Raw genomic sequence first — 14,251 nt, 5'->3', positions numbered from 1 at the left:
TGTAATGATCCCCGACGCATCAAGTCTATTGTGCCCGAGGGGCGTATAACATGCCTTAAAACCCTATTCCCAGCGCAGCGCCTGCAGCATCAGACTGAAGATATCGTTGTTTTGGTAAATACCCTGGAACTTAGCTGCGCCAGGCCCATAGGCATAAACCGGAATGAGCGTGGCAGAGTGGCCGCCGGTGCTAAAGGTGGGCTGAAGGTGCTCATAAGTCCGCTGCATGCGCACCTCTGCGGCAGAAAGCGACATCCCGCCGGTCTCGTGGTCAGCGGTAACGATAACCAATGTATTCCCATCCCTTTCAGCGAAATCCAGCGCCACATCAATCGCTTTATCGAAGTCTTTTACTTCCTCAATGATGTAATCACCATCGTTCGCATGCCCGCCCCAGTCAATTTGAGAGCCTTCCACCATGAGGAAAAAGCCGCCTTTGTCCTGAGCAAGAAAATCAATAGCCATAGCGGTAGCATCAGGTAAGAAGTCTCCCCTGCCTTCTGACATTTTTGGCATGCCATCGGAAGCCAGGAGGTAGCTATACTTTTTACTATAATCCCAGGCTGCAGGCCTGGCAAGCGCAGTAGTATCCACCAGGTAACCGTAAGCGGCAAGAGAATCCAGGTAATTTTTGCCATCCTTACGGCGGGCAAAGAACTCAATGCCTCCACCCGCAAAGAAATCGACAGGCGCTGTGGATAGCTGAGCCGCAATTTCGTCCGCCATGCCGCGGTTTGCAACATGCGCGAAAAAGGAAGCCGGCGTAGCGTGGGTAATAGAGGAAGTAGCGATGACACCGGTAGCCTGACCGCGGGCTGCAGCCATCTCGAGGATCGTCTCCCGGGCAATCGTATCTTTATCTACCCCGATGGCGCTGTTGTAGGATTTATAGCCAGTTGAAAATGCCGTTGCCCCGGCCGCCGAGTCGGTAATCGTAGCGTCAGTGGGTTCATTCTGGTGCAAACCAATATGCTGAAAACGGGTAAAACTGGGTGTTTTATCCTGATAATAAAAAGCGGTAGACATCTGCGTCAGCCCCATGCCGTCCCCAATCAGCAGGATCACATTTTTCGGCTTTTTACGGATGGCTATTTGCTGGTAACTGTTGTTGCAGCTCTGTACCACGAGGATAGTGGCGAGAAGGAAGAGTAGCTTTTTCATATCGCGTAATGCAGTTTTTGACAAAGGTAAGGTTTTGATATTGCTTAAAAGTTAACTTTATGCCTTGACTCGGACACTCCCAAAAGGCAATTTTGCAATCACAGTTAAAAAAAGAGGATACCCGATGAGCCAAACCATTTTTCAGCTCAAAATAACGCTGATGGGCTCCCAAAAGCCCTCCATTTGGCGGCAGTTACAAATCCCGGCAGGGCTGGACTTTCAGCAGCTGCATGCGATTATACAGGGTGCCATGGGCTGGACCAACAGCCATCTGCATGCTTTTACCGATCGGCGGCGAAATTTCAGCATCGGAATGCCAGACGAGTTCGATATGGATGAGACGCAGGACGGCCGCGAGGAAAAGGTACAAGACTACCTTAGCGCCAAAGGCGACACCCTGATCTACGAATATGACTTCGGAGATGGGTGGGAACACGCCGTAGAGGTACAGAAAGTACTGGAAGCAGAACCGGGCGAAACCTACCCTAAGCTACTCAAAGGTGAAGGCGCCTGTCCGACCGAAGATTGCGGTGGTATTTGGGGCTACTACCACCTGGTGGAAGCCATCAACGACCCTAAGCACGAAGACCACGAAGGTATGGTGGAATGGACGGGCCTCGAAAAATGGGATGTGAGCGAATTTGACCAGGCTCAGGCACACGATCGTATGATTGAGTGGTACAAAAACGCAGCGGACGCTTACGACGAACTATTTTGATTAACCTTTTTGTACCAATTGCCGAATGGCTTTTTCAACCTGCTCAAAGGGGAAGCCCTGAGCGGTACGTTCCCACTTCGTCCGGATTTCCGGCAGGCATAAATTCCCAATACTCCCTTCGTGCGTGTGTTTCAGCTCACGGGGTGGCTCGAAGCTGCCGTTAGCAATCTGTCCGCCCACAATCTGGTAGGCTTCCCGGAAGGGCTTGCCCTCGAGCACCAGCTGATTGACCGCTTCCACGCTGAAGAGGTAGCGGTAGCGCTCGTCTTCCAGCAGCCGCTCCGCCGGGCGGGCGTGGGGCAGGGCGTAGTTGAGAATGCTCAGGCACTGCTTAAGCTGCTGCAGGGCAGGGAAGATGGCTTCTTTCAACAATTGGAAATCTCGATGGTAGCCGGAAGGCAAACCGGCGGTCAACTGGCTGATTTGAACGGGCAGGGCCTGAAGGCTGTTGCACCGGGCGCGCAGCAGCTCGAACACATCCGGGTTTTTCTTGTGGGGCATAATGCTGGAGCCGGTCGTCAGCTCGTCCGGAAAGGATAAAAAGGCAAAATTCTGGCTGACATAAAGCACCACGTCGGCAGCGAGCTTGCCCAGGGTAGCCGCAGTGCCCGCTATGCCGTAGCTCAGTTGCTGTTCGGACTTGCCGCGCCCCATCTGAGCATGCACCACGTTGTAGCTCAGGTCTTCAAACCCCAGCAGTTCGGTGGTCATGCGACGGTCGAGCGGGAAGGAGGCGCCGTAACCGGCCGCTGAGCCAAGCGGATTGTGATTGATGGTTTGATAAATACCCTGCCACAGCCGCAGGTCGTCCACCAGGCTTTCCGCGTAAGCGCTAAACCACAGCCCGAAGCTGGAGGGCATAGCCGCCTGGTAGTGGGTGTAGCCGGGCAGCAGAATGTCTTTATGCTGTTCGGCAAGCTGTAAAAGGGTTTGAAACAGCTCGCCCATGAGGTGAGTGACTTCCTCTATCTCCGAGCGGAAGTACAACCGCAGATCCACCAGCACCTGATCGTTGCGGGAGCGGCCTGCGTGTATTTTTTTGCCAATATCGCCCAGCTCTTCAGTCAGCATATATTCCACCTGGGAGTGGATGTCTTCCATGCCTGCCTCCACGGCCATGCCTTCTTCGGTTGCCTTTCTATACAGTCGGCGCAGGGCGGCTTGCAGCTGGGTCAGTTCCTCTTCGGTAATCAGCCCGATTTTAGTGAGCATCTGCACATGCGCCAGAGAGCCGAGGATATCCCAGGGCGCCAGGTAGGCATCGAGTTCGCGGTCCTGCCCTACGGTGAAGGCTTCAATTTGCTGGTCGAGGGTGTAGGATTTTTGCCAGAGTTTCATAATTGCTGCTTGTTATGAGCACAGGTGCTGCGGCGAATGAACTAAAAATGGCTAATTTAGTGTTTCTTGTTTATTAGCAATAGAAACTTAGGAGATGAAAGAGCTTACGCTAAAAATACCAGACCAGTTAGAAGGTAGACAGATCAAAGAAATGATTGCTCATTTTTTGTTTAAAAACCATACCATATCTGCACAGGAAGCTGCGGAGATGGCTGAGCTTGAGGTGTCAACATTCCTATTGAAAAACCGACAATCAAAAGAGGAGGATAATCAGTCTTTAGAAAGCATGCCTGCATATATGGCTTCCGTAAAGCCAGTGAGAAAGCATGTCACACTTGAGGAAATGAAGGCAGAACAAGACTATCATCCGATAATCAAAGCAGACTTCTTTGCTAAGGCTAAAGCGATTAATATTGAAGAGCCGTTGGAAGAGTTGTTGGGTATGCTGGATTAATTAAACTCTTCTCTACACCCGCTCCACATACCCCTCCAACAACCTAATATACCGCTCAATCCCTTCCTCCACTTCCGACACCTTAATGTACTCATCCGCCGTATGCGAACGGGCGGAGTCGCCGGGGCCTATTTTGACGGTAGGAAAAGGGCAGAGCGCCTGATCGGAGAGCGTGGGCGAGCCGTAGGTAGACATGCCCAGGGCGATACCTGCCTGCACCAGCGGGTGGTCTTCCGGTGTACCACTGGGGTTGAGGCGCAGGGAGCGGGGCACGAGTATAGATTGTGTATGAATCTGCAGATATTCCAGCACCTCCGCGTTGGTATAGTGCTCATTGGTGCGCACATCGATCACAAAGTCGCAGCGGTCGGGCACCACATTGTGCTGATGGCCGGCTTTAATTTGCGTCACGGTAGCCTTCACCGGCCCCAGCAAGCGGCTTACCCGCTCGAAATCGTGCTGTTGGATCCACTCAATATCCTTTAGCGCCAGGTAGATGGCGTTGACGCCCTCATTTCTGGCTGCATGCCCGGCGATACCTGTGACTTCTGCATCAATCACCATCAGGCCGCGCTCGGCTATGGCCAGCTGCATCTGCGTAGGCTCCCCGATGATGCCTACAGAAATTTCCGGGAGTTCCGGGAGCACCGCAGCTATGCCATTCGCACCTGAGATCTCCTCCTCCGCTGTAGCGGCCAGAATGAGGTTGAAGGGCAGGTCTTCCCGTTCGTAAAAGTGCAAAAAAGTGGCGATCAGGCTGACGAGAGGACCGCCGGCGTCGTTGCTGCCCAGGCCGTAAAGCGTGCCCTCTTCCATATCCGGTGAGAAAGGGTCTTTTGTCCAGCCTGCCACCGGCTTGACGGTATCGTGGTGGGAATTGAGCAGTACGTTGGGTTTGGTTTCGTCGTAGTGCCGGTTGAAGGCCCAGATGTTGTGCCCTTTTTGGTGCGTAGTTAGGCCTGCATCTTTCAGAAAACGGTCGATTAGCCCGGCCGTCTTCTCTTCTTCGCGGGAGAAAGAAGGCGTGGCGATGAGGGATCGCAGCAGGGCAATGGCATTGGCGGCAAGTGGTGGCGTATTCATATCTTTTGTGGCTAGTTTGACGGTAATTTAAGGGGGATTTGATCAAATTTATGTTCGAAGAGTAAGGGTAGTGTAGTTAGAATTGCCCGAATCAGACGGGCTTGTTATCTGTCTCATTTAGTACTGAGTCTTCAGTTAGTCATTGTAGACGTTGTTGTTGTGACTCTATTTGAACGGTACTAATGCTAAATTAATATATTAATATGAGGTATCAATCCTTACCTATTGCTGTTTTAGCCCCCTAATAGATCAGACTCGATTACAGATCAAAAACTGTAACTTTGATCATGGCGCTGTGGCGGCTAAAAGACAAGGTCACGCGCTACAGCGAGTTGAAGCGAAGCATCCCGCACATTACCGACAAGATACTCACCTCACAGCTAAGGGAGCTAGCGGAGGGCTTCGTTAACCCGGGAAGTATACGCAGTATTGCCCCCCAAAAGTGGAAAATTCAATGACAGAGAAAGGCAAAACCTGCATCCCTATTATCCATGCCATACGGGACTATGGCATATATTTGATTAAGGAGGCGGGGATTGAGCATGACTTTAAATAAGCAGGTGGCAGATAATGGATTGAATTCCTGCCTGCGAGCAGAAGCGGGAACTGTTTGGTGCCGCTAGCTGTTCTTAAGCAGTATGTTATCGTCTAATATCCAAAGCATAATCAACTTCTTATGTCAACTGAAGACCGCTTAGTTCTGGATTATATGGCAATGCTACGCCACCTGAATATTGACCTCCGCCTCAGGCTTATTGCGGAGCTCACGGAAAGTATTCATGTAGATCAGTCCACAAACAAACGGAATGATCATGAGTGGAAAGATTTATTTGGGGCTTGGAGTAATATAGACGATAGCGTAGAAGAACAAATTAAAAGAGGTTAAGAGATGGGTATAGAATTAATTCGCAAACAAAGTGAAGTACTGGAAGAGGTGTGCTCATTGTTTGAAGTCGATGAATTATCTGTTTTTGGGTCGATTTTAACTTCTAAATTCAATCCAGAAAGCGATATTGATTTTGTCGTCTCTATCTCTTCAACTGATCCTATCGAATACGCAGAAAACTACTTCAATCTGAAGTTTGAGCTAGAAAAAATATTTGAAAGAAAGATTGATCTGCTGGAAGAGCGTTCCATTAGGAATAAAGTTTTCAAAGGTTTAGTGAACAAGCAAAAAGCCATCGTTTATGCAAGAGGAAATAAAGGTATGGCTTGAGGATATTGAAAAAGCGATTGCTGAGATAAATGATTTCCTTCCCAGCTCAGGCACGTATACAGAATTTGAAAAAGACATCAAGACCAAAAGAGCTGTAGAACGAAATATTGAAATCATTGGCGAAGCTATGAGCCGAATTTTAAGGGTAGATCCAAATATCTCAATCAGTAACTCCAGAAAAATCGTAGATACTCGAAACCGGATAATTCACGGATACGATTCCGTCTCAGATGAGGTGCTTTGGCTTATCATTACCCGCTACCTTCCTATTCTGGAGAAAGAGATCAGGAAGATTAAATAAATAATGGTATGGATGGGGAACAAGACAGATGGATTAGTCAACCACCTCCGTACCCCCACCAGCCTTCAACCCCGCCAAATCCGCAATCACCGCCCGCTTCGCCCCCGCCTGCACCGCCCGGAAGGCGTTATCCAATTTAGGCACCATGCCGTCTACGATCACACCATCTGCCCGGTAGGCAGCGTAGCTGTCTGGGTTTAAGGACGGGATGAGGGATGCCGGGTCTTTGATATCCCGCATCACACCGGGCTGCTCAAAGCAGTACTGCAATTCCACCTCGTAATAAGGTGCCAGCCCGGCAGCAAGGGAAGCGGCAATGGTATCTGCATTCGTGTTGAGCAGCTGTCCCTGCCCATCGTGGGTGATGGCGCAGCAGACGGGGACTAAGCCGGCGCTCAGTAAAGCCTGTAGTTGCTCCGCCTGCACGCTGATTACGTCCCCCGCATAGCCGTAATCCACAGCTCCGCCCCGCCGTTTTTCCGAAAGGATAATATTTGCATCCGCCCCACTCAGCCCGATGGCCGGGCAGCCGAGGGCTTGCAGTTGGGCGACGGTGCGCTTGTTTTCCAGCCCGGCGTAGACCATCGTCACCACCTCCAGCGTGGCCTCGTCGGTAAGGCGTCGGCCTTCGTGCATGCGCGGGGTAATGCCGAGGGCTTTACTGATTTGGCTGGCGCGCCGCCCACCGCCGTGTACCAGGATTTTATGCCCCTCCAGCTTGTGGAGATAGTGGAGGCAGTCACTGAGGGCTTCGGGCTCCTGTAGCAGAGCGCCCCCGATTTTCAGGATAGTAAGTGTTGGCATCTCTCTAGCTTTTCAGTAATTCCTTAATCGCCGCCATCGCCGCCCAGGTGCGGTTGTTGCTTTGCTGCAAATGCAGGGAGCGCGGGCTGTCGATCACAGCGTCCGCCACCACCACATTGCGGCGTACCGGCAGGCAGTGCATGAAGCGGCCGTTGTTCGTCCCCTCCATTTTTTCCGGGCTGATCATCCAGTCGGTGCCCTGATTTTGCACCTGCCCGTAAGCTTGGTAAGGCGACCAGTTTTTGACGTATACGAAGTCGGCCCCTTCAAAAGCCTTCTTTTGATCATAAATGACCGGCGTATCGCCTACAAACTCCGGGGCCAGTTCATAGCCTTCGGGATGGGTCAGGCAAAGGTCTACATCGGCCACCTGCATCCACTCCAGGAAGGAGTTAGCGACGGCTTGGGGCAGGGCTTTCGGGTGGGGTGCCCAACTAAGTACTACTTTGGGGCGATGGGTTGGCCGGTGCTCTTCAATCGTGACCCAGTCCGCCAGCGACTGCAGGGGGTGACGGATAGCCGATTCCAGGCTGAGGACCGGCACTTTCGCATGCGTTTTGAATTGCTCCAGTATAAAATCCTGATAATCGCGCTCGCGGTCTGTCAGGCTGGGGAAGGTGCGCACACCGATAATATCCGCATACTGACTGATGACACCCGCCGCTTCCTTCACATGCTCTGCCTTATCGGCATTCATAATGGCCCCATCTTCAAACTCCAGCTGCCAGCCCTGACCGGCGTTGTGCACCATCACCTGCATGCCGAGGCTGAGGCCAGCTTTCTGCGTGCTCAGGCGGGTGCGGAGACTGGGGTTGAAAAACAAGAGGACCATCGTCTTGTGCTTCCCAATGGAAAGCAGGTCTTCCGGCGGGCTTTGCTTGAGCTGCAGGGCACTTTGGACCAGCGCTGCCGGGTCCGCTACATCGTGTACGGAGGTAAAATGCTGCATAGGATTTAAAATTGAGAAGGTTTGAGCCGCAGGCCAGCCGATTCGTCCAGCCCAAACAGCAGATTCATATTTTGTACCGCCTGCCCGGAAGCCCCTTTCAGCAGGTTGTCAATCATACTAACGACCAACAGTTTGCCCTCATGCCAGTCGAGGTAAAGCACCCCTTTGTTGGTATTCACCACCTGCTTGAGGTCCGGATTGGTGGGAGAGCAGAATACGAAAGGAGAATCCGCATAAAATTCCTCAAACAGCTCTGTGGCTTTCACCGCCTTTAGATCAGTATACAGGTAAGTACTGGCGTAAATACCCCGGGGGAAGTTGCCCCGCAGCGGCAGGAAGTTGATGTCCATATCAAAATCAGGCTGCAACATGCGTACGCTCTGCCCAATTTCCTGTAGATGCTGATGCCGGAAAGCCTTGTAGATCGAGATATTATTATTGCGCCAGCTGAAGTGCGTAGTAGGAGTGGGCGCCTGCCCTGCCCCGGTGGAGCCCGTGACGGCGTGTACATGCACATGATCCTCCAGTAAGCCATTTTTAGCCAAAGGCAGCAGCGCCAGCTGAATCGCCGTGGCAAAGCAGCCCGGGTTGGCAATACGCGTAGCCGAGCGGATGCGGTCGCGCTGCAGCTCGGGCAAGCCATATACGAAGTCGTGGTCTTCGCTTTCCGCCCGGAAGTCCGTGCTCAGATCGACGATGCGGACCTCCTCCGGCACTTCATTTTCCGAAAGGAAGCTGGCCGAGCGGCCATGGCCCATGCATAGAAAGAGCACATCCACACTGCCATAGTCAGCTTCGGCCTGAAAATGGAGGTAAGTCTCGCCCAGCAGGCTGGTATGCACTGCGGTGACTGGTTTGCCCGCCTGACTATTGCTTTGTACCCAGGCGATTTCAACATCCGGGTGATTGATGAGAATGCGGAGCAGCTCTCCGGCTGTGTAGCCCGCTCCGCCTATGATGCCTGCGTTAATCATCTTTTGGTGCATTTTGCTGTACGAAATGGTGGATTTTCAGGTTAGTCGACAGGATTTTGGTGAAGCCTTTGACATCTTCCCCGCTCCAGGCCTTGTTCATCTCGCCGTATTGCCCGAAGCCACTGTTCATCAGATCGTAATCTGACTGAATACCGATTAGCTCGAAGCGGTAAGGATGGAGTTTGACGGTAATGCTGCCGGTTACTGTCGCCTGTGTTTCGGTCAGGAAAGTCTCGATATTGCGCATCACCGGCTCCAGCAGTTGGCCTTCGTGCAACAACATACCATACCAATTGGCCAGTTGCTCCTTCCAGTACTGCTGCCACTTGGTGAGCGTGTGCTTTTCCAGTAAATGATGGGCTTTGATGATGATGAGCGGTGCGGCGGCTTCGAACCCTACCCGGCCTTTAATGCCGATGATGGTATCGCCTACGTGCATGTCACGCCCGATGGCAAAGGGGGCTGCTTTTTCTTGCAGGGCCTGAATGGCTTGCAGAGGATGTTCGTAAGTATGTCCGTTCAGTCCGGTGAGTTCCCCTTTTTTGAAATGCAGGGCTACTTCCTCCGGTTCCTTTTGCGTCAGCGGGCTGGGGTAAGCTTCTTCCGGCAGGGTCTGATGCGAAGTCAGGGTCTCCGCGCCACCAACACTTGTACCCCAGACCCCCTGATTGATGGAGTATTTTGCTTTCTCCCAGGGCCAGTTGATGCCGTACTTTTTCAGGTAGTCAATTTCTTCCTGCCGGGACAGCTGCATATCCCGTATTGGGGTGATCACCTGCAGGTTGTTGCCCAGCACTTCGAAGACCAGGTCAAAACGCACCTGATCATTACCAGCGCCGGTACTGCCGTGAGCGACAGCATCCGCACCCAGGCTGTTGGCATATTTAACGGTCTCCAGTGCCTGGAACATCCGCTCCGCGCTTACGCTCAGCGGGTAGGTGTTATTGCGGAGCACGTTGCCGTAAATGAGGTAGCGCAGGCATTGATCGTAGTAGGTGGGCAAGGCGTCCACAGCTTTGTAAGATGCGGCGCCGAGCTGCAGGGCTTTCTGTTCCAGCGCTTCCAGCTCTTCCGGGGAGAATCCGCCGGTATTTACCGTAAGGGCATGCACTTCCATGCCTTTATCTACAGTCAGGTGCTTGACGCAAAAAGAAGTATCGAGGCCGCCGCTGTAGGCGAGGACCACTTTAGGTGGTTGGCTCATGTTTATTGAAGGATTTAACGTTGGTTTAGAATCATAGCGGTCATATCGTAGGCCATGGCATCTGCCTCCTCTTTGGAAGGCGCGAGCATAGCCGTGCACAGGCACATTTGCCGCTGATTGCGTTCGAGGATGTCATAATTAGGGCAAGACTGGCAGCCGGCCCAGAAGGCATCGTCCTGAGTGAGTTCGGAAAAAGTCACCGGACGGTAGCCCAGGTCGGAGTTGATGCGCATGACGGCCATACTCGTGGTGATACCAAACAGGCGGGCATGCGGGTATTTATTCCGGGACAACTCAAAGGCTTTGCCTTTAATTTGCCGGGCCAGGCCATGCTGCCTGTACTGCGGGAAAACGATCAGGCCAGAATTGGCAACGTAGCGGTCGTGGCCCCAGACCTCGATGTAACAAAAGCCTGCGACCTGCCCCTCGTGCAGGGCGATCACAGCGTTGCCGTTTTGCATTTTGGTGCGTATATACTCAGGTACGCGCTTGGCGATACCCGTACCCCGGGCGCGGGCCGATTCCGCATATTCCTGGCATATTTCTTCAGCGTAGGCTTCGTGGGAAGCATCAGCAAATTGGATATCAAACTTCATGAGTCAAATGGATACATTTTACTTTTGGCGGTGTATTAGCCAAATGGTTTTTTCAGATCAATGGATACAAATCTGGTTTTAACTTTCGCCAGGGAAAATGGGAGGCAAAGGAGAAACCCTCACCCTGAATGGGTTATATGTTGATGTTGACGCCCCTATGGGCGACGAGGGGAACGTCGGCGAGCACCTGCCGGGAACGGTGGCAGGAATGATGAAGAAAAGGTGGTATGTGCTACGCCATAATTCATTGCAGATGCAATCTAGTTGAGTTTTGAAACAAATACAAAAAATACCCAAAAAAATTCAAAAGTTGCCCTTTTGTGATCTACTGCCTTGAAGGGAATGCGCAAAAGCCGGATTTTTGCAGCAAAAAATGAGTGAAAAGGCAACTTTGATCACCAGAGATATTTTGGCTATTGAACGTACACGGCTGGCCAACGAGCGTACTTTCCTGGCTTACTTTCGTACCGCCGTTGTTTTTCTGAGCGCAGGCTTTGCGATCCTGGAAATGGCAGCACTGGAAGAAATCCGTCCTTTGGGATGGTTTTTACTGGCGCTATCGCCCATCATCCTGTCCGTAGGTACTGCCCGGCTCATTTATGTCCGCAAGCACATCAAGAAATTTTACCAACTGTGACATCGTAGTTGCTTTTTGTTGGCACAAACCCTATATTTGGGGTACCAAACTACTTTTTAAGGAACAAAAACCTCTGTGGCTCATGGCTGCAGGGGTTTTGTTTTTACACAAAAAGCCACACCCGGATGTCCGAAGTGTGGCTTTGTCGTATCAGCAAGTGAGTTGCACGCGCCTGCTCAGGCGTGGTGCATTAATAAACTCTAATCTTCTACATATTTTTTAGGCAACTCTCCGGACTTGCTCACCCATTCCTGAAGGGCGTAGGCAAACCCTCGGCCAGAGTGCTCCACCTTTGCCAGCAGCTCTTTTTTGTTCGCCAACTTGTGGAGGCTCGCGTTCAGTTTTGTCTTAATCTGAGCAGCTCCCAGTTTAATGTCGGGGTTAGCTACGCCGATTTTGGTCAGATCTGAAGTCGTTAGCACTTTCTGCTTTTCCTTGATGCTGTTCAATACAAAGTCATCCCAATTTGACAGGCGATAGCCAGGTGCGTCATCCTCTTTAGCAGGAGGGCTCGTTTTTTTGGTAGCCGTGGCTTTGTTGGTTTTCTCTTTACTTGCGGTAGGTTTATTTTTATTTTTTGAGCCGGGTGGGCGCCCACGGCCTTTACTTTTTGTTTGGGTACCGGCGCTCTTTGTTTTTTTAGCAGCCGTCTTTTTGTTTTTAGACCCCGGTGGGCGACCGCGGCGCTTGGGTTTCTCAGGCGCTGTTTCTGTTGTTGCTTTTTTTTCGGGGGCTTTTTCAGCTACTGCCTTTTCCTCAGGCGCTTTCTTCGTTGGCGCTTTTTTAGCTGCTGCTTTTTTAGCCGGTGCTTTTTTAGCCGGTGCAGGCGGAGCTGCTTCTGGCGCTTCCTTTGTGATCGATAAATCCAGTCCTAATACTTCCTCTGCCTGAGCGGCGTAGCCTTCAAGCTCATCGATCATTGCCTGTGTTTTCAAAACCTGATACTGTAATTTTCTCAGATCTGAATTGTACTTATTAATAAGATCCCTTAGTTCTAGGGGGGAAAGCTGTTTAAATTCCATTCTCTCTTTATTTTGTTCTCAGTTTGAATACAAAACTAAATAAAACGTTCAATTTATTGTGCTTTTTCTATTAAATTTAAGGATAAATAATGCAGCCGATCAGGGCGTTCTGCTTATTAAATTTGACATTGTGAAAAACAATACCCCAAATGGTTGTATTTGAATTGTACCCGGGAGTAATTTTAGAGACTTTTTTAAGCTCAAAAACACTGTAAATCCATGCTTTACAAGCCCCGAAATGCTACAAAGCTGCTTCGTGCATGTTTGGAGGGGTACTGAGAGTATGTTTGGAGGTGGAGGCGCGGTCGCTCACGCCGCTCAGAACGATATTTCCCTTTACCTGCCCCCCCCGGAAAACGTCAAATCAAGCATTGCAGGAACCGAGTATCAAGCAAATGAGTGCCTTCCATCTTAAAGTCATCCAGGGTTTATCGAAAAAAGTGGATAATTTTTCATTCCGGATGTAAGATTGAGGCGCTAAATGGCGTTAACCGCCTGTTGTTCAAAATAAACCACCCGACTATGACCAAGATCAAGCAGTTCTTACTGTACTGTTCCGGAACAGACACCTCCATTCTGGAAAAGTGCCCATCTGATGAAAATAAATTCATTGGCATTGGCGGCACAGTCCTTTTCACAGGGCTTTTGGCATTTTTCTCTGCCGGGTATGCCGTTTATACTGTCTTTGATAACTATTTTTTCGCCTTTTTATTCGGTATGGTTTGGGGTTTGATGATCTTCAATCTCGACCGTTATATTGTAGCCAGTATGAAAAAGCGGGGCACTTTTTGGAAAGACTTCGCCATCGCATTTCCACGCCTGTTGATGGCGGTGCTTTTAGCATTGGTTATTTCCAAACCTTTGGAATTAAAGATCTTTGAGAAAGAAATTAATGCGGAGCTCCTCGTAATGGAGCAGGAGGTCTACAAAGACCAGGAAGCGATCATTCAGGAGCGGTACCAGGCCTCTATGCAAAACCATCAGAAGCGCCTGGAGGATTTGCAGTTGGAAATCAACACACAGGCAGCCTTGCGTGACACGCTTGCTCTGATGGCTCTGCGGGAGGCCGACGGCACGGGAGGCTCCGGCAACAAAAACCTGGGCCCAATCTATCGTGCAAAAAAGGCAAATGCCGACAAAGCTGAAGCTGAATTACAGGCCATTAAAGCGCGAGCTTTGCCCCTCATTGCCGAGCAAGAGGATGCCGTAGCCGAGCTAGACAGCCTGATGAAAGCTGATATTGCCGGACTAGACCGGGGCGCATACGGGGGCATGGCGGCACGCATGGAAGCCTTGCACCGGTTGGGGCAGGAAAGTGAAGCGATTTACTGGGCTAGTATTTTCATTATGCTGCTGTTCATCGCTGTGGAAACTGCACCCATTTTTGTCAAGCTGATTTCACCGCGCAGCCCCTATGATTACCTGCTCTACAACTATGAGCATGAGTTTGAGATGGACAACTTTGAAAAAGTCAGCTTACGGAATAATTCGATCCGGAACAAAGTCCGGTTTGACACCGAGACGAGCGTGTACCGGACGCAACAGGAAATCAAAGTGGAAAAGGAACTGACCAATACCTACCTGCGCCGCAAAAAAGAAGCGATTGAAAATACCCCGGTGGAATGGGAGCAACCTCCTTTTTTAAAGGAAGCAGGCTAAGAGCTTGTAGCGCGGTTTCGTCGTGAAAATCAAGGATTTGCGGTTCTGGCAATCACTAAATTTGAGTTTAGCGGGCTAAATGAAAATTTAGTGAGGAAGTCAGAGCTTGCCCCGCATTTTTGCAGGGTTCATAAA

At 50.9% G+C, this 14,251-nt stretch carries 17 protein-coding genes; 8 read left to right on the top strand and 9 right to left on the bottom strand.

Annotated elements, in window-relative coordinates:
- Nucleotides 1–63 precede the first annotated feature (63 nt).
- Nucleotides 64–1,161: an alkaline phosphatase gene (locus tag RIC19_RS22310; RefSeq protein ID WP_350180587.1), complete on the bottom strand. Its 1,098-nt coding sequence runs from the start codon at nucleotides 1,159–1,161 to the stop codon at nucleotides 64–66.
- A gap of 124 nt (nucleotides 1,162–1,285) precedes the next feature.
- Between RIC19_RS22310 and RIC19_RS22305 the strand changes: the two genes are divergently transcribed.
- Nucleotides 1,286–1,879, top strand: coding sequence for a plasmid pRiA4b ORF-3 family protein (locus RIC19_RS22305; protein ID WP_350180586.1), 594 nt, complete (start codon nucleotides 1,286–1,288; stop codon nucleotides 1,877–1,879).
- Here RIC19_RS22305 and argH read toward each other — a convergent pair whose 3' ends face one another.
- Nucleotides 1,880–3,217 (bottom strand): argininosuccinate lyase, encoded by a 1,338-nt coding sequence (gene argH, locus RIC19_RS22300; protein ID WP_350180585.1) that lies wholly within the window; start codon nucleotides 3,215–3,217, stop codon nucleotides 1,880–1,882.
- A gap of 94 nt (nucleotides 3,218–3,311) precedes the next feature.
- Here argH and RIC19_RS22295 point away from each other — a divergent pair, with 94 nt between their 5' ends.
- Nucleotides 3,312–3,671 carry a hypothetical protein gene (locus RIC19_RS22295; RefSeq protein ID WP_350180584.1) on the top strand — a complete coding sequence of 120 codons (360 nt, stop codon included), beginning with the start codon at nucleotides 3,312–3,314 and terminating at the stop codon, nucleotides 3,669–3,671.
- Nucleotides 3,672–3,683: 12 nt separating this feature from the next.
- On the opposite strand, the gene RIC19_RS22290 is transcribed toward RIC19_RS22295, so the two are convergent.
- Nucleotides 3,684–4,754: a M20 family metallo-hydrolase gene (locus RIC19_RS22290; protein ID WP_350180583.1), complete on the bottom strand. Its 1,071-nt coding sequence runs from the start codon at nucleotides 4,752–4,754 to the stop codon at nucleotides 3,684–3,686.
- A gap of 287 nt (nucleotides 4,755–5,041) precedes the next feature.
- Here RIC19_RS22290 and RIC19_RS22285 point away from each other — a divergent pair, with 287 nt between their 5' ends.
- The 4 genes from RIC19_RS22285 to RIC19_RS22270 all read left to right on the top strand — a co-directional run bounded on the left by RIC19_RS22285 (nucleotide 5,042) and on the right by RIC19_RS22270 (nucleotide 6,271).
- Nucleotides 5,042–5,212, top strand: coding sequence for a winged helix-turn-helix transcriptional regulator (locus RIC19_RS22285; protein WP_350180610.1), 171 nt, complete (start codon nucleotides 5,042–5,044; stop codon nucleotides 5,210–5,212).
- Nucleotides 5,209–5,310, top strand: coding sequence for a hypothetical protein (locus RIC19_RS22280; protein WP_345894594.1), 102 nt, complete (start codon nucleotides 5,209–5,211; stop codon nucleotides 5,308–5,310). The genes RIC19_RS22285 and RIC19_RS22280 overlap by 4 nt, the downstream gene beginning before the upstream one ends.
- A gap of 333 nt (nucleotides 5,311–5,643) precedes the next feature.
- Complete coding sequence (locus RIC19_RS22275; RefSeq protein WP_282774331.1) at nucleotides 5,644–5,970, top strand: nucleotidyltransferase family protein; 327 nt, start codon at nucleotides 5,644–5,646, stop codon at nucleotides 5,968–5,970.
- Nucleotides 5,942–6,271 (top strand): HepT-like ribonuclease domain-containing protein, encoded by a 330-nt coding sequence (locus tag RIC19_RS22270; protein ID WP_350180582.1) that lies wholly within the window; start codon nucleotides 5,942–5,944, stop codon nucleotides 6,269–6,271. The genes RIC19_RS22275 and RIC19_RS22270 overlap by 29 nt, the downstream gene beginning before the upstream one ends.
- A 33-nt stretch (nucleotides 6,272–6,304) precedes the next feature.
- Here RIC19_RS22270 and argB read toward each other — a convergent pair whose 3' ends face one another.
- Genes argB through RIC19_RS22245 form a run of 5 tightly spaced genes read right to left on the bottom strand, consistent with a single transcriptional unit; the run spans nucleotide 6,305 to nucleotide 10,798 of the window.
- Nucleotides 6,305–7,075: an acetylglutamate kinase gene (gene argB / locus RIC19_RS22265; RefSeq protein ID WP_350180581.1), complete on the bottom strand. Its 771-nt coding sequence runs from the start codon at nucleotides 7,073–7,075 to the stop codon at nucleotides 6,305–6,307.
- A gap of 4 nt (nucleotides 7,076–7,079) precedes the next feature.
- The gene (locus RIC19_RS22260; RefSeq protein WP_350180580.1) at nucleotides 7,080–8,024 is read right to left on the bottom strand and encodes an N-acetylornithine carbamoyltransferase; all 945 of its coding nucleotides are present in this window, start codon (nucleotides 8,022–8,024) and stop codon (nucleotides 7,080–7,082) included.
- 5 nt (nucleotides 8,025–8,029) lie between these two features.
- Nucleotides 8,030–8,998 carry an N-acetyl-gamma-glutamyl-phosphate reductase gene (argC, locus tag RIC19_RS22255; RefSeq protein WP_350180579.1) on the bottom strand — a complete coding sequence of 323 codons (969 nt, stop codon included), beginning with the start codon at nucleotides 8,996–8,998 and terminating at the stop codon, nucleotides 8,030–8,032.
- Nucleotides 8,991–10,202 carry an argininosuccinate synthase gene (locus RIC19_RS22250; RefSeq protein ID WP_350180578.1) on the bottom strand — a complete coding sequence of 404 codons (1,212 nt, stop codon included), beginning with the start codon at nucleotides 10,200–10,202 and terminating at the stop codon, nucleotides 8,991–8,993. Before RIC19_RS22250 ends, argC begins: the two co-directional genes overlap by 8 nt.
- Nucleotides 10,203–10,216: 14 nt before the next feature.
- Nucleotides 10,217–10,798 (bottom strand): GNAT family N-acetyltransferase, encoded by a 582-nt coding sequence (locus RIC19_RS22245; protein ID WP_350180577.1) that lies wholly within the window; start codon nucleotides 10,796–10,798, stop codon nucleotides 10,217–10,219.
- A 373-nt stretch (nucleotides 10,799–11,171) separates the two neighbouring features.
- Here RIC19_RS22245 and RIC19_RS22240 point away from each other — a divergent pair, with 373 nt between their 5' ends.
- Nucleotides 11,172–11,435 carry a DUF202 domain-containing protein gene (locus RIC19_RS22240; RefSeq protein WP_350180576.1) on the top strand — a complete coding sequence of 88 codons (264 nt, stop codon included), beginning with the start codon at nucleotides 11,172–11,174 and terminating at the stop codon, nucleotides 11,433–11,435.
- Between the two features lie 200 nt (nucleotides 11,436–11,635).
- Here the strand turns inward: RIC19_RS22240 and RIC19_RS22235 are convergent, their stop codons facing one another.
- The gene (locus tag RIC19_RS22235; RefSeq protein ID WP_350180575.1) at nucleotides 11,636–12,457 is read right to left on the bottom strand and encodes a hypothetical protein; all 822 of its coding nucleotides are present in this window, start codon (nucleotides 12,455–12,457) and stop codon (nucleotides 11,636–11,638) included.
- A 522-nt stretch (nucleotides 12,458–12,979) separates the two neighbouring features.
- On the opposite strand from RIC19_RS22235, the gene RIC19_RS22230 reads away from it, so the two are divergent.
- Nucleotides 12,980–14,116 carry a DUF4407 domain-containing protein gene (locus RIC19_RS22230; RefSeq protein WP_350180574.1) on the top strand — a complete coding sequence of 379 codons (1,137 nt, stop codon included), beginning with the start codon at nucleotides 12,980–12,982 and terminating at the stop codon, nucleotides 14,114–14,116.
- The last annotated feature ends 135 nt before the right edge of the window (nucleotides 14,117–14,251 follow it).

The organism is Phaeodactylibacter sp., assembly GCF_040219495.1.
Classification (GTDB): Bacteria; Bacteroidota; Bacteroidia; order Chitinophagales; family Saprospiraceae; genus Phaeodactylibacter.
The sequence above is the reverse complement of the archived record's forward strand: the minus strand, read 5'-3'. Positions and strand labels throughout refer to the sequence as shown.